We start from the raw sequence: 22312 nt of genomic DNA on the forward strand, positions 1-22312 counted from the left end.
GGCCCTTTTTCATTGGCGTCTCAGGGATGCGGGGGTCAGCGAAGCTGCAGCTCGTCCGCGCCGTACACGACCTGGATCGGCTCGATCAGCACCTGCTTGGGGCCCTCTTCCACATGCCCTGCGACCAGCGCCGGGATGCCGAGGCCTTGCGCCACCTCGACCACCCGGGGCGCATCGGCGGCCGCCACGAACAGGGCGAAACCCGCCCCCATGTTGAGCGTGCCATAGGCCTCGTGGTCGTCGAGCTGGCACTCCTTCTGCATGAAGGCCAGCACCGGGCTCACCGGCGGCACCTGCGCAATGCGGTAGGTCAGCGGCTTGGGGTGGCGCAGCAGCTTGCGCCAGCCGTGGCCGGTAATGTTGGCACAGTAGTGGGGGCGGATGCCCTGAGCCGCCAGGGCCTCGGTCACCGGCGAGTACAGCACGGTGGGCGCCAGCAACGCTTCGCCGAAGGTCTGGCCATTGCCGATGTCCGTGAGGTAGCCCTGCGGCAGCCGCTCGGCCAGCTTGCGCGCCAGGGACACGCCGTTGGCGTGGATGCCGCTGGAAGCCAGCAGCACGATGGCATCGCCGGCCCCCAACTGGTCGCCCACCGACAGCCGATCCTTGGGGCTGATGATGCCGGTGCACGAGGCCGCCAGGTCCACCCGGCCATCTGCCACCACCCCGGCCAGGGCCGGGGTTTCGCCACCGCCCCAGGCCACCTTGCAGATGTCGCAGGCACGCTTCCAGCCGGCCACGAGCGCTTGCGAACGCTGGGCGTCGCCAAACCAGTCGGAGCCGCCGGCGGCCCAGTAGGCCTGCACAACCAGCGGGGTCGCGCCCACGGTGATCAGGTCGTTGACCGCCATGGCGATCGTGTCCTGGGCAATGCCATCGTAGTAGCTCTTGCCCGTGAGCCGGGCCATCTCATCGGCCAGCAGGGCCTTGGTGCCCAGGCATTCGACGATGCTGGCCAGGTACATGGGGCCGACGTCGACCACATAGGCCGACTCCCCACGCGAAGCAGCCACTTCGCTGAAGCCGTGGCCGGACATGTGCGCCCCGGTCTGGGCCGCTGCACGCTGGGCCGCGACCTTCAAGGGGTCGATCAGTTCGTAGTTGACGCCCGTCTGGTCATAGGTCAAGGGGGCGGAGGCGGGGGCAGCAGTCATGGATGGCGTTCTCGGCGGAATCAGGGCCGCTATTATCGCAAGAGCCCCTGGGTGATCCATCCAAGGGCCCGGTGAGCCCGCGAGCAGGCCCTATGCCGTTCCGCCCACGGTCAGGTGGAACTGCCCCATCGCCCCCGCCAGCCGGTTGGCCTGGTCCTTGAGGCTCTGCGCCGCCGCGGCGCCCTCCTCCACCAGCGCGGCGTTCTGCTGCGTCATGTGGTCGAGCTGGTCCACGGCCTGGCTGACCTGGCCGATCTGGCTGCTCTGCTCGCTGCTGGCGGCGTTGATCTCCGACATCAGCGTGGTCACCTGCTGCACGCTGGTGACGATGTCCTGCATGGTGGATCCGGCAGTGACCACCAGGCGCGCACCGTCGCTCACCCGGTCCACGCTGGTGGCGATCAGGGCCTTGATCTCCCGGGCGGCGTTGGCGCTGCGGCCCGCGAGGTTGCGCACTTCGCTGGCCACCACAGCAAAGCCCCGGCCCTGCTCGCCGGCGCGCGCCGCCTCCACCGCCGCATTGAGCGCCAGGATATTGGTCTGGAAGGCGATGCCATCGATGATGCCCACGATATCGGCGATCTTCCTGCTGCTGGCGTTGATCTCGTCCATGGTCTTGACCACCTCGCCAACCACGTCGCCACCCCTCTTCGCCACCTGGGCGGCGCTGTGGGCCAGGGTGTTGGCCTGGCGTGTGCTGTCGGCATTGGCGGCCACGGTCTGCGCCAGTTGGGCGATGCTCGCGGCGGTCTGCTGCAGGCTGCTGGCGGCGTGCTCGGTGCGTGCGCTCAGGTCCGTGTTGCCGGCCGCCACCTCGGAACTGGCCACGTGGATGGATTCGCCCGAATCGCGCACCTCGGCCACCACGTAGTGCAGGGATTCGACCATCTGGTTGAGCGCGGTGAGCAGCTCACCGATCTCGTCGGTGCGCTCAGTGGCCATGCGCACCGTGAGGTCGCCCTGCGCCACCAGGGCGGCCGCGTCCGATGCCTGGCGCAAAGGCAGCACGATGGAGCGGCGCAGCAACCAGCCGAACAAGGCCGAGAGCGCGACCACGAAGGCCACAGCGAGCGCACTGACCCACTGGGCACGCGAGGCATCGGCGATCATCGCCTCCGCGGCCGCCACCGAGGACTTTTCGGACTCGGCCAGCAACTGGTCGATGGCCTTGAGGTACTGGGCCAGGGCCGCCGCGTGGTCCTGCAACTCCTTCTGGCTGATGACCTTGGATTCGAGCGCGTTCTGCACCAGGATGTCACGCAGGGCGGCGTACTGCTGGCGCTGGGCCTGGGCCTGCTTCCAGGCCGGCAGGGCGCTGGCGGCCGACGACGAGGCCGCCAGCGCCTCGTCGATGCGCTTGCGCATGGTCTCCTCGGCAGTGAGCTGCGTGCGCATTTCGGCCACCAGGGGGAACACGTCCTGCGAACTCGTGGAGCGCAGCGCGATCTGGCCAATGTGCACGGACTGCGTCTTGAACTCGCGCACCGCGCGCTCGATGGGCAGTTGCTCCGCCGTGAGCAACGTGGCCTGGCGTGTGGTGCCCTGGCCGGTGAGCCAGGTGGTCGAGCCGAGCAGCGCCACCGCCACGCCCAGCAGGCCGAAAGCCGCGGCCAGCTTCTGGCCCACGGTCAGGGTGCGCTGGGCACGGGGGGTCTGCGCAGCAGATGGCCGGGGTGCCACCCGAGGCGCAGCCGCAGGGGATGCCGTGACGGCGTGGGTGCTTGTGGCGCCGGCCGTGGCGGGAAGGTAGTTCATGGCTCTCTCCGTGGTGTTGCGTGTCGCTCTCTGGCACCCCATCGGGCGATGGGGCGGCATCCCCTGGCAATGCAAGCCCTGTGCCACGAGGCACAGGCCGCGCTCCATCAATCAGTCAGCGGTGGCCATGCATTCGCCAAATCCCCCGCCCCCGGGCGTGGAAATTTCGAACACATCACCCGGCTCCATCAGCGCTGCGCCGATGTGGTCGAGGTCCTCCACCTGGCCATTGGCCCGCAGCACACGGTTGAGCCCGGTCAGACCGGCCTGTCCACCCGCCATGCCGAAGGCCGGCTTGACGCGGCCGTTGGACAGAATGCTCGCCGTCATCTGCTCCAGAAAGCGCACGCGGCGCACGCCGCCATTGCCGCCCGCCCAACGGCCCCGCCCGCCCGAGCCCGCGCGGATCTCATAGCTGTCGAGCACCACGGGGAAGCGGAACTCCAGGATCTCGGGGTCCGTGAGGCGCGAGTTGGTCATGTGCGTCTGCACCACGCTCGTGCCTTCGAAGCCGCGCACCACCTGTCCTTGTGCATCGAGCACCGCGCCTGCACCACTGCCGCCCGCGATGGTCTCGTAGTACTGGTACTGCGCATTGCCGAAGGTGAAGTTGTTCATGGTGGGCTGGCTGCCCGCCATGACGCCCAGGGCGCCGAACAGCGCATTGGTGATGCAGGTGGAGGTCTCCACATTGCCCGCCACCACCGAGGCCGGCGGGTTGGGGTTGAGCATGGAGCCCTGCGGGATGAGGACCTGCAGGGGCTTGAGGCACCCGGCGTTGAGCGGGATGTCGTCGTCCACCAGCGTGCGGAAGACGTAGAGCACCGCCGCCATGCACACCGCGCGCGGGGCGTTGAAGTTGTTGACCTGCTGCGGGCTGGTGCCGGCAAAGTCGATCACCGCACTGCGCTCGGCGACGTTGACCTTGACCGAGACGCTGATCTGCGCGCCGTTGTCCAGCGGCAGGGTGAACTGCCCGTCCTTGAGGTGCGTGATCACGCGGCGCACCGACTCCTCGGCGTTGTCCTGCACATGGCGCATGTAGGCCTGCACGACGTCCAGGCCGAACTGCGCCACCATCTTCGACAGCTCCTGCACCCCTTTCTCGTTGGCGGCGATCTGGGCACGCAGGTCGGCCAGGTTCTGGTGCGGGTTGCGGCTGGGGTATGGCGTGGTGCCGCCCCCCGTGGCCAGCAGGTGGCGCACGGCCTCTTCCTGAAAAGCGCCCTGGTCCACCAGCTTCACGTTGTTGATCTGCACGCCCTCTTCCTCGATGCGCGTGGAGAACGGGGGCATGGAGCCCGGCGTGGTGCCGCCGATATCGGCATGGTGGCCACGCGAGCCGACGTAGAAGGTCGGCTCCTTGCCACCGCCCACGTACACCGGCGTGATTACCGTGACGTCGGGCAGGTGGGTGCCGCCGTGGTAGGGATCGTTGAGCATGTAGACATCGCCCGGTTGCATGCGGCCCGTGTTCTCGCGGATCACGGTCTTGATGCTTTCGCCCATGGAGCCCAGGTGCACGGGCATGTGGGGCGCATTGGCGATCAGGTTGCCCTCGGCATCGAACAGCGCGCAGCTGAAGTCCAGCCGCTCCTTGATGTTCACCGAGTAGGCCGTGTTCTGCAGCTGCAGGCCCATCTGCTCGGCGATGTTCATGAACAGGTTGTTGAACACCTCGAGCAGCACCGGGTCCACCGTGGTGCCGGCGGCGTACTGCACCGAGCGCGCGGTCACGCGGTCGAGCACAAGGTGGTCCAGGTCCGTGAGCCGGGCCAGCCAGCCGGGCTCCACCACCGTGGTGGTGTTCTTCTCGGCGATGATGGCCGGGCCGGGGATCGCATCGCCGGGCTGCAGGTCCTCACGCACCACCAGGGCGGCATCGTGCCACTGGCCGCCAGAGTACATGCGCACCGTTTCGCGGCGCGGGTGCACGCGCTCGGCGTGCAGGGGCAGGCGCGGCTCGGCCGGCGCATCGCCGGGGATCACGGCCTCGACCGACACCGCCTCCACCACCAGGCCCTTGCCCACCATCAGGAAGGCGAAGCGCTGGCGGTAGGCCGCCTCGAAGCCGGCCTGCACGGTGGCGATATCGCCGAACGGAACCACCAGGGCCGAGTCGGTGCCCTCGTAGCGCACATGCACGTTGTGGCGCACCTGCACCGGGTGGCTGCTGACCTGCTGGCGTTCCAGCTCGGCCTGGGCGGCTGCGCCCAGCACCTCCAGGCGCTCGGCGATCAGCGGCAGCGAGGCCGCGGCCAGCGGCAACTCCACCGCCTGCTCGCGGATCACGGTCTGGTCGGCCAGGCCCATGCCGTAGGCGCTGAGCACGCCCGCCAGCGGGTGCACGAAGACGCGCGTCATGCCCAAGGCATCGGCCACCAGGCAGGCATGCTGGCCGCCCGCGCCGCCAAAGCACTGCAGGGTGTAACGCGTCACGTCGTAGCCGCGCGCCACCGAGATCTTCTTGATGGCGTTGGCCATCTGCTGCACGGCGATCTGGATGAAACCCTCGGCCACCTCTTCGGGCTGGCGCTTCGTCTGCACGGCCAGTTCGGCAAAGCGTGCACGCACGGCCTGGGCGTCCAGGGTCTCGTTGGCGGCGGGGCCGAACACGCTGGGGAAGTAGGCGGGCTGCACCTTGCCCACCATGACGTTGGCATCGGTCACGGCCAGCGGGCCGCCGCGGCGGTAGCTCACGGGGCCGGGGTTGGCGCCCGCACTCTCGGGGCCCACGCGGAAACGCGCACCGTCGTAGCTGAGCACCGATCCGCCGCCCGCGGCCACGGTGTGGATGCTCATCATCGGGGCCCGCATGCGCACGCCCGCCACATGGGTCTCGAACTCGCGCTCGAATTCGCCTGCGTAGTGGCTCACGTCGGTGGACGTGCCGCCCATGTCGAAGCCGATCACGCGCTCCTGCCCGGCCAGGCCGGCCGTGCGCGCCATGCCCACGATGCCGCCGGCCGGGCCGGACAGGATCGCGTCCTTGCCCTGGAAGGTGGTCGCGTCCGTCAGCCCGCCCGAAGACTGCATGAAGAACAGCTTGACGCCGGGCATCTCGCTGGCCACCTGCTCCACATAGCGGCGCAGGATGGGCGAGAGGTAGGCATCCACCACCGTGGTATCGCCCCGGCTCACGAACTTCATCATGGGGCTGGTCTCGTGCGAAGTGCTGATCTGCGTGAACCCCACCTCCTTCGCCATGCGGCGCGCCAACTGCTCATGCTCGGTATGGCGGTAGCCGTGCATGAAGACGATGGCCACGCTGCGCAGGCCCCGGCCCCAGGCGGCCAGCAGGTCGCCGCGCAGGCTGGCCTCGTCGAGCGGCTGCATCACGTTGCCGTGGGCACCCACGCGTTCGCGCGCCTCGACCACTTCGGCATAGAGCAGCTCGGGCAGCAGGATGTGGCGGTCGAACAGGCGTGGCCGGTTCTGGTAGGCGATGCGCAGCGCATCGCGAAAGCCGCGCGTGGTGACCAGCAGCGTGGGCTCGCCCTTGCGCTCCAGCAGCGCATTGGTGGCCACCGTGGTGCCCATCTTCACGCATTCCACCAGGGCCGGCGTCACGGCCTCGCCGGGCGCCAGGCCCAGCAGGTGGCGGATGCCGGCCACGGCCGCATCCTTGTACTGCTCGGGGTTCTCGGACAAGAGCTTGTGCGTGACCAGCGTGCCGTCGGGGCGCTTGCCGACGATGTCGGTGAAGGTGCCCCCGCGGTCGATCCAGAACTGCCAGCGGGGAAGGTGTACTTGGGGTGTCATTGCGTTCATGGTGTTTCCGATGGGAGAGATAAACGGGTAAGGGCTGGATTCAGGCGGCATCGGCGCAGGCCGGGGCCAGGCGCTGCAGGAGCTGGCGCACGGCGGGAATGGGCGGCGCACTGGCCAGGGCATGCGCACGCGGGCACCAGGGCCCGCCCAGCGCGGTAGCCCAGGCCATCACGGGCAGGATGTCGGCCGGCGGCAGGGTCTGCATGGCCTCGATCACGATGCGCAGCTCCTGCGCCAGCCGGTTGCCGGGCGCAAAGCGCCAGTGGTACTGGCCGCAGCCCACGCGCACGGCCCGGCTGTCCTTCTCGGTCATGGCCACGAGCCAGTCGCAGTGGAAGTCCGCGCAGTCCGGCCCGGGGGGATCGGCCAGGCAGACGGTGTAGACGTTCTCGAAGCTGCGGTTGAAATTGCGCACCAGGGTCTCGGCGATCGCCTCGCGCCCCTGGGCCGAGGGCGGGAAGACCATGCCGCCCTGGCGCAGCTCCATCTGCAACAGCGCGCCGCCGGCAAAGGCCTGGGCGATCAGGTGCGGGCGGTTGCCGTCCTTGGCGCGCAGATAGGTTTCGATGGAATCCTGGGGCGTATGCATGGTGCTTCTCCGGCAGTGGATGGGAGGAATTCAATTCAACGCTGCGTGTAGTAGGGAATGAAGATCTGGTTGGCCTCACCGCCGACGGAACGCACCCACTCGCGTGAAAAGCGTTCGCCCAGGCGCTTGAGGTCGGCATCGAGCTCGGCGCTCGCACGCTCGACCTTGATGCCCTTGCGCTGCAACTCGCCCACGGACTCCTGGGCGATGGCCTCGCTCAGGGTCCAGCCGCGAGCCTCGGCGTCCGACGCGGCCTTGCTGACGGCCTGGCGCACCGGCGCCGGCAGCGCATCGAAGGCCTGCTGGTTCACGAACACGATGTTCTTGGGAAACCAGGCATTGATGCCGTAGTACTGGCGGATCTGGCCCCAGACCTGGTTCTCCACCCCCGTGAGGGCCGAGGTGATCATGGAGTCGAGCTGCCCTGCCGCCAGCGCCTTGTTGACCTCGACCATGGGCACATCCACGGGCGCAGCCCCCAGCATCTCGGCGATGCGCACCGTGGCGGGGTTGTAGGTGCGCATGCGCGTGCCCTTGAAATCGGCGGACGATTTCACCGGCGCAGTGGAGAACAGGCCCTGCGGCGGCCAGGGCACCGCGTACAGGACCGTGAGCCCCTTGCGGGCGAAATGGCCCTCGATCAGCGGGCGCTGCAGGCCCCACATGCGCCGCGCGTCGGCATAGCTGCGCACCACGAAGGGCACGGTATCGGCGCCGGCGATGGGCATGTCCGCCACCAGGCTGGTCATGATGGTCTCGCCCGCCTGGGCCTTGCCGGCCTGCACCGCCTGGGGAATCTCCGCCAGTTTGGCCAGGCTGTTGTTGGCGTGCACCTCGATCTTCAGGGCCCCGGCGGAGGCCGCCTCCACCTCCTGGGCGAACTGCACCAGGTTGCGCGTGTGGAAAGTCTCCGCACGGTAGCCCGTGGCCAGTTTCCACTGGGCCTGGGCGTGCACCATCGGGGCCACGGCGAGCGCGGCCAACCAGACCATGTGTTTCATGGCAAGCTCCTGGGGTGGGGGAAGAAGGGCCAGCGCAGTGCGCGCCGGCGGACACAGTGGCAGGCCAGGGGCCTACTTGGACGCGCCCATGACGAGGTCCGGGACGATGGTGACGATCTGCGGGAAGACCGTGATCAGGCCGATGCACACCACCAGGCAGAAGAAGAACGGGATGGCGGCCTTGGCGATGAGGTTGCTGTCCTTGCCCGTCATGTTCTGCAGCACGAAGAGGTTGAAGCCCACGGGCGGCGTGACCTCGGCGATCTCAACCAGCAGGATCACGAAGATGCCGAACCAGATCAGATCGAACCCGGCCTTCTCGATCATGGGCATCACCACGGCGGCGGTGAGCACGATCATGCTGATACCGTCGAGTGCCGTGCCCAGCACCAGGTACACGCCCACCAAGCAGGCGATCAGCGCATAGGGCGACAGGTGCATGGAGTCGACCCAGGCGGCCAGCTCGCGCGGGATGCCCGTGAAGGCCATGGTCTTGGTCAGGAAGGCGGCCCCCGCCAGGATGAACATGATCATGCAGCTGGTGCGGGCCGAGCCGGCCAGGCCTTCCTTGAAGTTCTGCCAGGTCAGCGCCTTGCACCAGGCAGCCAGGGCCAGGGCCCCCACCACGCCATAGGCCGCGCATTCCGTCGCCGTGGCCCAGCCGGCCACCAGGGACCAGCAGATGAACACGATGAGCAGCGCGCAGGGAATCAGGTTGCGCGACAGGTGCAGCTTTTCGCGGAAGGTCAGCGCCGGCTCGTCGGGGGGCATGCGCTCCTTGTTGCGCACCGACCACCAAGCGATGTAGCCCGAGAACAGCAACATCAGCAGCAGGCCGGGCAGAAAGCCCGCCAGGAAGATGCGGATGATGGAAGCATCGGCCGCCACCGCATACACCACCATGGTGATGGACGGCGGGATCAGGATGCCGAGGGTGCCGGCCGTGGCCAGCGAACCGATGGCGATGCCTTCGTCGTAGCCGCGCTTCTTGAGTGCCGGCAGCGAGACCTTGGCGATGGTGGCACAGGTGGCCGCCGATGAGCCCGAGACCGAGCCGAAGATGCCACAGCCCAGAATGGTGGTGTGGAAGAGCCGCCCGGGCACCTTGCCCAGCCAGGGCGCCAGGCCGCTGAACATGTCCTCGCTGAGCCGGGTGCGGAACAGGATTTCGCCCATCCAGATGAACAGCGGCAGGGCCGCGAGTTCCCAGCTGGCATTGCTCTCCCAGAAGGCGGAGAACAGGTTCAGCCCGGCATGGCTGTTGGTGAAGAAGGCCTGGCCGACCCAGCCGCAGATGGCCAGGGTCATGGCGATCCAGACACCGCCGGAGAGCATGAGCAGCATGATCACCAGCAGGAAGGCGCCGATGGAAAGAATGTCCATGGTGGTGCTCCTTACAGGTCCGACGAGAAGTCGCCCTTGGCGTGGCGCTCTTCCACCAGGCGCACGAAGGTGGGAACCCCGCCGCGCGCCACGATCCACCATTCATCGACCACCGCCACGAGGAACAGGATGGAGCCGATGGCGAAGCTCAGTTGGGGAATCCAGACCGGCACGGCCCACAGGCCCTGGGCCACTTCGTTGAATTTCCAGCTTTCGTAGGTGAAGGCGCAGGCCCACCAGGTGAGGTAGCCGATGGCCAGCACGGCCACCGACAGGCAGGCCAGCTCGAAGATGCGGCGCGTGGCCGGCGAGAGCTTTTCGAGCACCAGGGTCACGCGCACGAAATCGCCGTGCTTGAAGGCATGGGCCATGGTCAGGAAGGCGGCAGCGGCGCACAGCCAGGCCACCACGTCGTTGATGGCGCCGGTGGGAAAGCCGAACTGGCGCCCCAGGGACTGCACCACCATGAGCACGCAGATGCCGGCGATGCACCAGGCGCCGATGGTGCCGGCGACGTCGTAGCTGGCATCCAGCACCCGCCGCAGCAGGTGCGGCGGCACAGCCACCCCTGCATGCACACCGGCGGTGGCCGGGGAGGTTTGGGTCAGGGAAGACATGGTGGCTCCATCACTTCTTGGTGTTGAAGGCTTCGATCACGGCCTTGCCTTCGTCACCGGCCACCTTGATCCAGTCAGCCGTCATGCGCTCGCCGATCGGCTTGAATTCGGCCTTGAGGCCGGCGGCCACGGTGTCCACCTGCATGCCCTTGGCCGCAAGCTCCTTGAGGTATTCCTGGTCCTTCTGCTCGCTCAGGGCCCAGCCGCGGCGCTCGGCCACGGCGGCCTGCGCAAGCACCGCCTCCTGCGTGGGCTTGTCCAGCGCGTCGAAGGTCTTCTGGTTCACCACCACCGCATTGCGCGGCAGGAAGGCCGAGACTGCGTAGAAGTACTTCACGCTCTCATAGAGCTTGCTCTCCACGCCGCTGGCGCTGGAGGTGAGGAAGTTGTCCACGGTGCCGGTGGTGAGCGCGGCGGGCAGCTCGGCCAGCTGGATGGTCACGGGCTGCGCGCCCACGGCGACGGCGATGCCCGAGGTCACGGGGTTGAAGGCGCGCATCTTGGTGCTCTTCAAGTCCTTGAGCGCCGTGACGGGCTTGGTCGAGTACAGGCTCTGCGCAGGCCAGGCCACGGTGTACAGCAGCTTCATGCCCTGGGCGGCCAGGGTCTTGGTGAGCATGGGGCGCGAGACCTGGTCCAGGCGCTTGGCGTCGGCATAGCTGGTGGCCAGGAAGGGAATGGAGTCGAGGCCGTAGGCCGCCGACTCATTGGCCGCACCGGAAAGAATGAACTCGCCCGCCGGCACCTGGCCCGACTGCACCGTGCGCTTGATCTCGTTGGCCTTGAACAGCGAGGCATTGGGGTGCACCGTGATCTTGAGCTTGCCGCCCGTGGCCTTGTCCACGTCCTGGGCGAACTGCTGCAGGTTCTGCACCTGGAAGGTGTTGGTGGCGTAGCCCGAGGGCAGGTCCCACTTGGCCTGGGCCTGGGCGATGCCGGCGAACGCGAGGGCACACATACTGAAAGCGATGGTTTTCATGGGGAGGCTCCTGGTTTTAAAAACTGGCGAGTTGGTGGTTGAGCAGGTCGGAGATCAGCATGCAGCCCGGGGCGTGGGTGATGCAGAACGCGGGCTGGGCGTGCAGGATGGCGGACTGGGGCGTGACACCACAGGCCCAGAAGACGGGAATCTCATCGGGCATGAGCGCCACGGCATCGCCGTAGTCGGGCTTGGCGAGGTCGGCGATGCCGATCAGCGACGGGTCGCCGATGTGCACCGGCGCGCCGTGCACATTGGGGAAGCGCGAGGTCACCTGCACGGCACGGATCACGTCGGCCGCCTTCATGGGGCGCATGGTCACGACCATGGCGCCACCGAAGGGGCCGGCCGGCTCGGTGGCTACATTGGTGCGGAACATGGCCACGTTCTTGCCCTCGTCGATGTGGCGCAGCGGGATGCCGGCCTCGATCAGCGCCGACTCGAACGAGAACGAGCAGCCCAGGATGAAGGTCACGAGGTCCGGCCGCCAGAAGGCCGAGATGTCCGTCACCTCCTCGGCCAGCTCGCCGTGGCGCCACACGCGGTACAGCGGCACATCGCTGCGGATGTCGATGCCCTCGCCCAGGCTGGGCAGCGAGAACTGGCCGGGCTCGCTCACCGCCAGCACCGGGCAGGGCTTGGGGTTGCGCTGGCAAAAGCGCAGGAAGTCGCCGGCCTGCACCTCGGGCAGGATGACCAGGTTGCCCTGCACATGGCCATCGGCCAGTCCGCTGGTGTGCGAAGTCCACAGACCCTGGCGGATCACGCTGCGCACGTGCCGGGGGTTGTCGCTGCCTTGCGGGCCAAAGACCTGGGGTGTGTTGTTGTGTGTGGAGTCCACCATGGGTTCCTTGCGTTGCGAAATGTCAAATGCATGACGATGGGGTGGATTGTGTTGGCGTGCCACCGGGGCTGGCAAATTCAAAAAATTTCTATCAGTTCATCGATTTTTTCGATGCACTACCCTGGAGCACAACTCACCCAACTTGGTGCTAAGTGAAAACCCTAGGATGCCGGAGATACGGCCATTGCACCCCTGTCGGGAGCTGCGGCACCCCGGCGGTGCCGCAAATGCCATCGCCCGCACCGCCCTGGCGAAGGCAGGCGTGCGCCCGGCACGGCGGGACTGCACCAACAGCATGCATGGCCCCGGAGCGCGGGCCTGCACGGTGCCTGGGCTGGCACCGCAGAAGCAGGAAAAATGCAGCCGTGGCGCCTGGATGCGCCGTGATGCCGGTGTCCGCGGCCTCTGCTGTCAGCCTGCCTTCAGGTTTTTGGCGCGGCCCTTGCCGACTTCGGCCTGCAGTTCGACAAAGGCCAGGGCCGAGCGCACGACGCCGTCCACCGCTGGAGAGGCCGGGTCTTCGCGGTAGCTCAGGTGGATGGGCAGCGGCCGCAGTTCGGCCTCGCAGGCCAGCGGGCGCAGGTCGGGGAATGCCAGCAGCCGCTGCACGGCTTGGCGCGGCAGCGTGGCCACGCCAAAGCCGCCCTGCACCAGCTGCACCATGGCCGAGATGGAAGAAATGGTGTGCACGCAGCGCGGCTCCACCTGGGCCTGGCGCAGCACGTCGAGCAAGGTCACATGGGGCTGCGAGCCGCGCTGGAAGGTGAGGATGTCGGTCTCGGCAAAGTCCGCGAGCGCATAGCGCCGCTTGCGGTGCAGCTTGGTATTGCCCACGAAGACCATCTCCATGGGCGTGAGCGCTTGTGTGCGGATGCCCTCGGCCGACGCTGGCAGCGCGGCGAACACCGTGTCCAGCGCGCCGCGGCGGATCTGGTCTAGCAGCACGGGGGTGGTCTCCACCGTGAGCTCCAGCTCCAGCAGCGGGTTGTCCTTGCGCAGCTGCTCGATCCAGGGGATCAGCCAGGAGTGCAGCACCGACTCGATGGCCCCCAGCCGGATGGACACTTCCATGGGCCCGCCCGAGCCCATTTCGGCCTTGAGCTGGCGCTGCAGCTCCAGCATGCGCTTGGCGTAGGTGAGAAAGCGCGTGCCCGCCACCGTGAGCTTGAAGCGCTTGTCGCTGCGGTCCAGCAGCAGCACGCCCAACTCCTCCTCCAGTGCCGCCACGCGGCTGGACATGGCGGACTGGGTGAGGAACAGCTTCTCGGCCGCGCGCGTCACGCTGCGCAGGGAGGCAACCCAGTAGAAGGCTTCGACGAAACGCAGGTTCATGGTGCTTGGATGGGTAGGCGGCGCCAGGATTGTGCGCCCACCCATCGACAACAGAGCAGCGGGCTACTCCGCGAACAAGGGCATGTCGGCCTTCTTCAAGGTGCGCAGCACGAAGCTCGAACGGCTGTGGCGTATGCCCTTGATCTTGTAGAGCTTCTCGCGCAGCAGGCGCTCGTAGTCGCGCGTGTCCTTGACCACCACGCGCAGCAGGTAGTCGTAGTCGCCCGAGACCAGGTGGGCCTCGATCACCTCAGGGATGCTGGCCAGCGTCTCGCCGAATTTTTCGAGCGTGTTGTCCGAATGGCTGTCGAGCGTGACCTGCACCAGCACCGTGTCCGACAGGCCCAGCGCCTGCGGGTTCAGGCGCACGGTGTAGCCCTGGATGACGCCGGCCTCCTCCATCTTCTTGATGCGGCCCCAGCAGGGCGACGGGCTCAGGCCCACGGCCTGGCCAATCTCCTGCAGGCTGGCGCGCGCATCGTTCTGCAGCACGGCGAGAATTTTTCTGTCGAGGCGGTCCATTCGGCCAATTATTCAACCAAACCGCTATTTGCAGCAAATTTTTCTGCAAAACAATGATTTCTCGCAAAACATGGAAAGAACTGCTGCGCAAGGCGGCGCACAATTCATCCATCGAGGCGCTCTTACCGGAACGCACGAAACGACAGGGCCCCGGACTGGTTACCGCCAGACCGGGGCGCTTGGCAAGACGCACCGGAGCAGCATGGCCTCCACCCCCCCCCTCTCTGCTTCGATGAACTCCGCCACGGCTTGTCGCACAGGCGACCGGGGGCCGTTCGTATGCACGCTTACCAGCACAAACCCGAATGCCCGGTTCCATGTTGCAGCGCCATAATTTTCAAGGCCGCAAACCATGCCGCGCATTGCCCCTTATCCTGGGGTGCGCACGGCGGGGCCGGCCAGAAACATACCTACAGGAGACACCATGCAATTGACTTCCCTCGCCGCGGGCCTGGGCCTCGCCTTCGGCCTCGTGGCCAGCGCCGGCGCACAGACCACCACCCTCAAGATCGGCTATGCCACGGCACCCGACTCGCACTACGGCGTGGGCTCCAAGGTCTTCTGCGATGAGGTCGAGAAGGGCACGCAGGGGCGCTACAAGTGCCAGTACTTCCCCAACTCCGCCCTGGGCGGCGAGCGCGAGCAGATCGAGGCCATCCAACTGGGCACGCAGGACCTGGTGAACACCTCCACCGGCCCCGTGGGCAACTTCGTGCCCGAAGTGAAGATCGTGGACATTCCCTTCCTGTTCCGCGACTACGACCACGCCCGCAAGGTGATGGACGGCCCCATCGGCCAGGACATCCTGACCAAGTTCCCGAGCAAGGGCATCATCGCGCTGGCCTGGACGGAAAACGGCTTCCGCCACATGACCAACAGCAAGCGCGACATCGTCAAGCCCGACGATGCCAAGGGCCTGAAGATGCGCACCATGGAGAACAAGGTGCACATGGACGGCTACCGCACCTTCGGCATCCTGCCCACGCCCATGGCCTTCCCCGAACTGTTCGGCGCCATGCAGCAGGGCACGGTGGACGGCCAGGAGAACCCCATCCCCGTGATCCTGTCGGCCAAGTTCTCGCAGGTGCAAAAGCACCTGTCGCTGACCGGCCATGTGTACTCGCCGGCGCTCTTGCTGCTCTCGCCCAAGGTGTGGAACAAGCTCAATGACGCGGACAAGAAGGTCTTCACCGACGCCGCCAAGAGCGCCTCGGTGGCCCAGCGCAAGAAGGTCAACGACGACGAGAACAACGGCATCGCGCTGCTCGAGCAGCAGGGCATGAAGGTCACCAAGACGGTGGACGGTGCCGCCTTCCGCGAAGCGCTCAAGCCCGCCTACGTCGGCTACGCCAAGGAATTCGGCGCCGACAACATCAAGAAGATCCAGGACGTTCGCTGAGGCAGAGCCTGCGCTTCGTACCGCGCCCGGCCGCAACCATGCGCCGGGCGCTTTTGCTTTGACCTGCACGCCTTTTGCCCAAGACCGTCCCGTGAAAACCTTCGAACGCTATTTTCTGACCGCCAACCGCTGGGCCCTGATCCTGCTGCTGGCGGCCATGTCCATCATCATCTTCACCAACGTGGTGATGCGCTATGTGACCCACAACTCGCTCGAATGGGCCGAGGAGGTCTCGCGCCACATGATGATCTGGCTCACCTTCCTGGGCGCCGGCCCGGTGCTGCGCTACGGCGGCCATATTGCCGTGGAAAACCTGCAGGACGCCCTGCCGCGCACGGGCGCCATCGCCTTGCGTGCCGTGGTCGCGGCGCTGCTCTTTGCCTTCTTCGGCTTCATGGTCTGGTATGGCTGGCTGTACATGCAGCGCACCATGTTCCAGATGACAGCCGTGACGCAGATCCCGTTCGCCTACATCTACAGCGCCATGCTGATCGGCGGCGTGCTGCTGATCGTGCACTTTTTGTTCATCGTGCGCGGCTACGTGCTCGACCGCACGTTCGCAGCCGACGCGCACTTCGATGCGAATGCGAGTGCCTCCCTATGAGCGCGTCCATCATCCTCATCGTTTCGGCCTGCCTGTTCCTGGCCATGGGTGTGCCCGTGGCGTTTGCGCTGGGCCTGTCCACCGCGGCCACACTGATCCTGGCCGAGAGCTACCCGCTGATGGTGCTGCTCAAGGAGACCTTCACCGGCATCGACAGCTTTCCGCTGATGGCCGTGCCCTTCTTCATCCTGGCGGCCGAGCTCATGAGCGGCGGCTCGCTCACCGAGGTGCTGCTGCGCTTTGCCGGCCAGTTCGTGGGCCACAAGCGCGGCGGGCTGGGCTACACCAACGTGGTGTCGCTGACCTTCTTCTCGGGCATCTCGGGCTCGGCCCTGGCCGATGCGGCCGGTCCGGGCTCGATGCTGATCCGCATGATGGACAAGGCCGGCTACGACCGCTCCTACGCGGCGGCGCTCACGGCGTCCACCGCCATCGTCGGGCCCATCATCCCGCCGTCCATCATCATGATCATCTACGCGCTGCAGGACGAGACGGTCTCGGTCGGCGCGCTGTTCGTGGCTGGCGTGCTGCCGGGCATCCTGATCGCGGTGGCCATGTGCATCGTGAACTTCTACATCTCCAAGAAGCGCAACTACAAGGGCGACGGGAAGATGCCGCCCCTGGCCGAGATCCTGCAGACCACCTGGAAGGCGTTGCCCGCCATCTTGCTGCCCGTGGTGATCCTGGGCGGCATGCGCGCGGGCTGGTTCACGCCCACCGAAGCGTCGGTGGTGGCGGTGTTCTATGCGCTGGTGTGCGGCAAGTTCGTCTACCGCACGCTGCAATGGAAGGCACTGCCCGACATCCTGGCGCGCTCGGCCCTGCTGTCGGCCTCGGTGCTCATCATCATCGGGCTGTCGGCTGCATTCGCGTGGATCCTGACCATCGAAGGCATTCCGCAGCAGATGGCCGACTGGCTGGTGGGCATGAATCTCTCGCCCTGGATGTTCCTCATCATCGTGAACATCTTCCTGCTGCTGTTCGGCATCTTCATCGAGCCGCTGCCGGGCGTGATGGTGCTCGCCCCCATCCTGGCCCCCGTGGCCGTGAAGCTGGGGATCGATCCCATCCACTTCGCCATGATCGTGATCTACAACCTCACCCTGGGCATGATCACCCCACCCGTGGGCGGGCTGCTGTTCGTCACCTGCAATGTCTCGCGCGTGCCCATGACCCAGCTGGTACGCGAGCTCATGCCCTTCCTCTGGGCGCATGGCGTGGTGCTGGTGGTGCTGACCTTCATCCCGCAGCTGTCGACCTGGCTGCCCAAGGTGTGGGGCTTCATCAAGTAGGGGCGCTTGGCGCAGACGGCGCCCGCCAGCGGATATACTTGCGCCCGTCAGGAGAGAGCCCCCTTCGCGGGGGCCGCCGAAGGCGCAGGGACACCCCGAACGCTCAGGCAAAAGGACTGGCAACCGCCTGCAGGGATGCAGGCGTTCCCTTGCTGGAGAGAGGTGGCCGCATGCATGCAGCATGCAGGCCATCCACCGAAGGAGCAAGCCGCAGCCGCCAGCCAGGGTGGTGCGGTGAATCTCTCAGGTAAAGCGGACAGCAGGGCAAATCCCGCAACCCATGGGTGGGTTGCGGCCCCCATTTGCCCGGAGTCCGCCCCATGTCTGCCCCTGCCACCACTGCAGCCCCCCTGCTCACCACGCCGCTGAACGCCCTGCACCTGGAGCTGGGTGCACGCATGGTGCCGTTCGCCGGTTACTCCATGCCCGTGCAGTACCCCGCCGGCCTGATGGCCGAGCATGCGCACACCCGCACCGCCGCCGGCCTGTTCGACGTGTCGCACATGGGCCAGCTCCAGCTCGTCGGCCCCGATGCTGCCGCCGCCTTCGAGACCCTGGTGCCCGTGGACGTGATCGACCTGCCCGTGGGCAAGCAGCGCTATGGCCTGCTGCTGACCGACGAGGGCACCATCATCGACGACCTGATGTTCTTCAACCAGGGCAACGGCACGCTGTTTGTGATCGTCAACGGTGCCTGCAAGGTCGGCGACATCGCGCACATCAAAGCGCGCATCGGCCAGCGCTGCGAGGTGCGCCCCATGCCCGACCATGCCCTGCAGGCACTGCAAGGCCCCCAGGCCGTGACCGCGCTGGCCCGCCTGGCCCCGGGCATCGAGAAGCTGGTGTTCATGACCGGCGGCAGCTACACCATCGCCGGCTGCGACTGCTTCGTGACGCGCAGCGGCTACACGGGCGAAGACGGTTTCGAGATCTCGGTGCCCGCCGCCCAGGCCGAGACCCTGGCGCGTGCGCTGCTGGCCCAGCCCGAGGTGAAGCCCATCGGCCTGGGCGCACGCAACTCGCTGCGTCTGGAGGCCGGCCTGTGCCTGTACGGCAACGACATCGACACCACCACCACCCCACCCGAGGCGGCGCTGAACTGGGCCATCCAGAAGGTGCGCCGCACGGGTGGCGCGCGCGCGGGCGGCTTCCCCGGCGCCGACAAGGTGCTGGCGCAGATCGACAACCCCGCCAGCCTGCCGCGCAAGCGCGTAGGCCTGGTGGCGCTGGAGCGCGTGCCCGTGCGCGAGCACACCGAATTGCAGAGCGCCGACGGCCAGAAGATCGGTGAAGTCACCAGTGGCCTCTTGGGCCCCACGGTGAACGAGCCCGTGGCCATGGGCTACGTGACGCCGGCATTTGCTGCCATCGGCACCCGGGTGAACGCCATCGTGCGCGGCAAGGCCGTGCCCATGGAGGTGCGCGCCATGCCCTTCACTCCCGCCAACTATTTCCGCGGCTGATTTCACGCCGCGGCGGGCCCGGCCCGCTACATTGCTGATTCCTTCATTTTTCAAAGCCCAGGAGCTTTCCCCATGACCGTCAAATTCTCCAAAGACCACGAATGGATCAACGCCGCTGACACCGACGCAGCCGTGGTGGGCATCACCGTGCACGCCCAGGATGCCCTGGGCGATGTGGTGTTCGTGGACCTGCCCGAAGTGGGCAAGAGCTTCGCCCAGGGCGAAGTGGCCGGCGTGGTCGAGTCCGTCAAGGCCGCGGCCGATGTTTACATGCCCGTCTCGGGCGAGATCGTTGAGGTCAACGAAGCCCTGCGCGCCGACCCTTCGCTGGCCAACTCCGATCCCCTGGACGCCGGCTGGTTCTTCAAGGTCAAGCTCAGCGATGCCGCCCAGCTCGACGGCTTGCTGAACGAGACTGACTACACCGAATTCGCGAAAAACGCCTGAGGCGAATTGACCTTCGCCCGGCTAACGTCGTTGGGTCGCCTTGCCGTGCTACAGCACTGTCTGCGGCTCCCCGCCTAGTTATCCGGCCGAATCCCAATTCGCTGAACGCCCTGCCCTCTCCTCAAGAAGCCTGAGACCTGCCCCATGTTGATGCAATCCGCCCTGCCGCTCGGCGCGCTCGAAAACGCCACCGAATTCCTGCCCCGCCACATCGGCATCGACGCGGCCGACGAAGCGCACATGCTGTCGGTGATCGGCGAGGCCTCGCGCCGCGCCCTCATCGAGAGCATCGTGCCACGCTCCATTGCACGCAGCACGGCTATGGACCTGCCCGCCCCCGTGACGGAGGCCGCGGCATTGGCAGAGCTCAAGGCCATGGCAGGCAAGAACCAGGTGCTCAAAAGCTTCATCGGCCAGGGCTACTACGGCACGCATACGCCGGGCGTGATCCTGCGCAACATCCTCGAAAACCCCGCCTGGTACACGGCCTACACGCCCTACCAGGCCGAGATCTCGCAGGGCCGCATGGAAGCCCTGGTCAACTTCCAGACCATGGTCTGCGACCTCACCGGCATGCCGATCGCCAACGCCTCCATGCTCGACGAGGCCACGGCCGCAGCCGAGGCCATGGCGCTGGCCAAGCGCTCGGTCAAGAGCAAGAGCAACCGCTTCATCGTCGCCGGCGACGCGCACCCGCAGACCATCGAGGTCATCCAGACCCGCGCCAAGCCGCTGAACATCGAGGTGGTGCTGGCCAATTCCGCACCCGAGTGGCATGCCGCGCTCGACGGCGAGTACTTCGCCGTGCTGGCCCAGTACCCCGCCACCAGCGGCCGCATCGACGAGCTGCGCGCCGACGTGGAGAAGGCCCATGGCAAGCAGGCCGCCTTCATCGCCGCAGCCGACCTGCTGGCGCTGACCCTGATCACCCCGCCCGGCGAATGGGGCGCCGACATCGTCGTGGGCACCACGCAGCGTTTCGGCATGCCCATGGGCGCGGGCGGCCCGCACGCCGCCTACATGGCCTGCCGCGACGAATTCAAGCGCTCCCTGCCCGGCCGCCTGGTCGGCGTGAGCGTGGACGTGCATGGCAAGCCCGCCTATCGCCTGGCGCTGCAGACACGCGAGCAGCACATCCGCCGCGAGAAGGCGACCTCCAACATCTGCACGGCCCAGGTGCTGCCGGCCGTGGTGGCCAGCATGTACGCCGTGTACCACGGCCCCGAGGGCCTGAAGCGCATCGCCCAGCGCGTGGCCAGCTACACCGCCATCCTGGCCAAGGGCCTGGAACAGCTGGGCGCGCCCGTGCGCCCGCAAGCGACCTTCGACACCCTCACGCTCAAGACCGACGGCGCCACCCAGGCCATCGCCGCGCGCGCCGTGCAGATGGGCGCCAACCTGCGCGTGTACTTCGAGCACTACCTGTGCATCTCGCTCGACGAAACCACCACGCGCGCCGACATCGCCCTCCTGTGGAAGATTTTCGCCAAGGACGGCCAGGCCCTGCCGACTTTCGACGCCTTCGAGAAGGGCGTGGAGCCGCTGATCCCGGCCGAGCTGCGCCGTACCAGCGCTTACCTCACGCACCCGGTGTTCAACACCCACCACAGCGAGACCGGCATGCTGCGCTACATCCGCCAGCTGTCCGACAAAGACCTGGCGCTGGACCGCAGCATGATCCCGCTGGGCAGTTGCACCATGAAGCTCAATGCCACGAGCGAGATGATCCCCATCACCTGGCCCGAGTTCGCCCAGGTACACCCGTTTGCACCGGCCGACCAGCTCGAAGGTTATCGCCTGCTCGACGAACAGCTGCGCGCCTGGCTGTGCCAGGCCACGGGCTATGCCGGCATCAGCCTGCAGCCCAACGCCGGCTCGCAGGGCGAATACGCGGGCCTGCTGGCCATCAAGGCCTACCACGAGGCCCAGGGCCACGGCCACCGCAACATCTGCCTGATCCCGAGCAGCGCGCACGGCACCAACCCCGCCAGCGCCCAGATGGTGGGCATGCAGGTGGTGGTGACGGCCTGCGACGCCAACGGCAACGTGGACCTGGCGGACCTGCAAGCCAAGTGCGAGCAGCACAGCGCCAACCTGGCCGCGGTGATGATCACCTACCCGAGCACGCACGGTGTGTTCGAGACCCAGGTCAAGGAATTGTGCGCCCTGGTGCACCAGCACGGCGGCCGCGTCTACGTGGACGGCGCCAACATGAACGCCCTGGTGGGCGTGGCCGCCCCCGGCGAGTTCGGTGGCGATGTGAGCCATTTGAACCTGCACAAGACCTTCTGCATCCCCCACGGCGGCGGCGGCCCCGGCGTGGGACCTGTGTGCGTGGTGGAAGACCTCGTGCCCTACCTGCCCGGCCATGCGACGGCCGGCGTGCCCGGCGGTGTGGGCGCCGTCTCGGCCGCGCCCCTGGGCAATGCCGCCGTGCTGCCCATCAGCTGGATGTACTGCCGCATGATGGGCGCCGAGGGCCTGCAGGCAGCGACCGAGACCGCCATCCTGTCGGCCAACTACATCAGCGCGCGCCTCAAGGACCACTACCCCACGCTGTACGCGAGCGCCAACGGCCATGTGGCGCACGAGTGCATTCTGGACCTGCGCCAGCTCAAGGACACCAGCGGCGTGATGGCCGAGGACGTCGCCAAGCGCCTGATCGACTACGGCTTCCACGCGCCCACGCTGAGCTTCCCCGTGCCCAACACGCTGATGGTGGAGCCCACCGAGAGCGAGACGCTGTTCGAGATCGACCGTTTCATCGACGCGATGATCGCCATCCGCGAGGAGATCCGCCAGATCGAGTCCGGCGCCTGGCCACAGGACAACAATCCGCTGAAGAATGCGCCGCACACGGCGGAGAGCCTGCTGACTGGCGAGTGGGCGCGGCCCTATCCTCGCGAGGTGGCTGCGTACCCAGTTGCGGCCTTGCGCTCCAGCAAGTACTGGTCGCCTGTGGGGCGGGTGGACAATGTGTGGGGTGATCGCAATCTGGCGTGCAGTTGCATTCCGGTCAGCGACTACGCTTGACCCGCTGAATCGCCTTTGTGCGGCCTTGGGGCCATGGTTGCTTCTGTTGATTGTTGAGGGCGGGAGCCGGGATGTGCGCCCGGCGGCGCAGTAACTTTCTCTTGGGCCGCCAAGAGAAAGTCACCAA

General features: G+C 67.1%; 17 protein-coding genes and 2 riboswitches. Of the genes, 6 read left to right on the top strand and 11 right to left on the bottom strand.

Annotation, left to right across the window (positions count from 1 at the left end):
* Positions 1-35 precede the first annotated feature (35 nt).
* The 11 genes from AC3WOH_RS28750 to AC3WOH_RS28800 all read right to left on the bottom strand — a co-directional run bounded on the left by AC3WOH_RS28750 (position 36) and on the right by AC3WOH_RS28800 (position 13947).
* Complete coding sequence (locus AC3WOH_RS28750) at positions 36-1154, bottom strand: AIR synthase-related protein (RefSeq protein ID WP_492232718.1); 1119 nt, start codon at positions 1152-1154, stop codon at positions 36-38.
* 90 nt (positions 1155-1244) lie between these two features.
* Positions 1245-2909 (bottom strand): methyl-accepting chemotaxis protein, encoded by a 1665-nt coding sequence (locus AC3WOH_RS28755; RefSeq protein WP_492232719.1) that lies wholly within the window; start codon positions 2907-2909, stop codon positions 1245-1247.
* Positions 2910-3020: 111 nt separating this feature from the next.
* Positions 3021-6680, bottom strand: a complete 3660-nt coding sequence (locus AC3WOH_RS28760) for a hydantoinase B/oxoprolinase family protein (protein ID WP_492232720.1) — start codon at positions 6678-6680, stop codon at positions 3021-3023.
* A gap of 40 nt (positions 6681-6720) precedes the next feature.
* On the bottom strand, positions 6721-7269 hold the full coding sequence (locus tag AC3WOH_RS28765) for a hypothetical protein (RefSeq protein WP_492232721.1): 549 nt from the start codon (positions 7267-7269) through the stop codon (positions 6721-6723).
* Positions 7270-7304: 35 nt separating this feature from the next.
* Positions 7305-8270 (bottom strand): TRAP transporter substrate-binding protein, encoded by a 966-nt coding sequence (locus tag AC3WOH_RS28770; protein ID WP_492232723.1) that lies wholly within the window; start codon positions 8268-8270, stop codon positions 7305-7307.
* 72 nt (positions 8271-8342) lie between these two features.
* Positions 8343-9653 (bottom strand): TRAP transporter large permease, encoded by a 1311-nt coding sequence (locus AC3WOH_RS28775; protein WP_492232724.1) that lies wholly within the window; start codon positions 9651-9653, stop codon positions 8343-8345.
* An 11-nt stretch (positions 9654-9664) separates the two neighbouring features.
* A complete protein-coding gene (locus AC3WOH_RS28780) occupies positions 9665-10198 on the bottom strand; it encodes a TRAP transporter small permease subunit (protein WP_492232738.1) in 534 nt (177 codons plus the stop codon).
* Positions 10199-10280: 82 nt separating this feature from the next.
* On the bottom strand, positions 10281-11249 hold the full coding sequence (locus AC3WOH_RS28785; protein WP_492232725.1) for a TRAP transporter substrate-binding protein: 969 nt from the start codon (positions 11247-11249) through the stop codon (positions 10281-10283).
* 16 nt (positions 11250-11265) lie between these two features.
* Positions 11266-12024 carry a putative hydro-lyase gene (locus AC3WOH_RS28790; protein WP_492232739.1) on the bottom strand — a complete coding sequence of 253 codons (759 nt, stop codon included), beginning with the start codon at positions 12022-12024 and terminating at the stop codon, positions 11266-11268.
* Positions 12025-12504: 480 nt separating this feature from the next.
* On the bottom strand, positions 12505-13425 hold the full coding sequence (locus AC3WOH_RS28795; protein WP_492232726.1) for a LysR family transcriptional regulator: 921 nt from the start codon (positions 13423-13425) through the stop codon (positions 12505-12507).
* Positions 13426-13488: 63 nt separating this feature from the next.
* Positions 13489-13947 carry an Lrp/AsnC family transcriptional regulator gene (locus AC3WOH_RS28800; RefSeq protein ID WP_409959548.1) on the bottom strand — a complete coding sequence of 153 codons (459 nt, stop codon included), beginning with the start codon at positions 13945-13947 and terminating at the stop codon, positions 13489-13491.
* A gap of 424 nt (positions 13948-14371) precedes the next feature.
* Between AC3WOH_RS28800 and AC3WOH_RS28805 the strand changes: the two genes are divergently transcribed.
* The 6 genes from AC3WOH_RS28805 to gcvP all read left to right on the top strand — a co-directional run bounded on the left by AC3WOH_RS28805 (position 14372) and on the right by gcvP (position 22185).
* Entirely contained in the window at positions 14372-15346 is a 975-nt protein-coding gene (locus AC3WOH_RS28805; protein WP_492232727.1) for a TRAP transporter substrate-binding protein, read from the top strand.
* A 91-nt stretch (positions 15347-15437) separates the two neighbouring features.
* Positions 15438-15950 (top strand): TRAP transporter small permease, encoded by a 513-nt coding sequence (locus tag AC3WOH_RS28810; RefSeq protein WP_492232728.1) that lies wholly within the window; start codon positions 15438-15440, stop codon positions 15948-15950.
* Entirely contained in the window at positions 15947-17242 is a 1296-nt protein-coding gene (locus AC3WOH_RS28815) for a TRAP transporter large permease (RefSeq protein ID WP_492232729.1), read from the top strand. Before AC3WOH_RS28810 ends, AC3WOH_RS28815 begins: the two co-directional genes overlap by 4 nt.
* Before the next feature lie 38 nt (positions 17243-17280).
* A riboswitch (glycine riboswitch) is annotated at positions 17281-17371 on the top strand.
* A 13-nt stretch (positions 17372-17384) separates the two neighbouring features.
* Positions 17385-17512: riboswitch (glycine riboswitch) on the top strand.
* A 50-nt stretch (positions 17513-17562) separates the two neighbouring features.
* A complete protein-coding gene (gene gcvT / locus AC3WOH_RS28820) occupies positions 17563-18705 on the top strand; it encodes a glycine cleavage system aminomethyltransferase GcvT (RefSeq protein ID WP_492232731.1) in 1143 nt (380 codons plus the stop codon).
* Between the two features lie 72 nt (positions 18706-18777).
* Positions 18778-19152 carry a glycine cleavage system protein GcvH gene (gcvH, locus tag AC3WOH_RS28825; protein WP_184865579.1) on the top strand — a complete coding sequence of 125 codons (375 nt, stop codon included), beginning with the start codon at positions 18778-18780 and terminating at the stop codon, positions 19150-19152.
* Between the two features lie 144 nt (positions 19153-19296).
* Positions 19297-22185, top strand: a complete 2889-nt coding sequence (gene gcvP, locus AC3WOH_RS28830; protein WP_492232732.1) for an aminomethyl-transferring glycine dehydrogenase — start codon at positions 19297-19299, stop codon at positions 22183-22185.
* The last annotated feature ends 127 nt before the right edge of the window (positions 22186-22312 follow it).

This window comes from Acidovorax sp. FW305-C-20-28 (genome assembly GCF_058783375.1).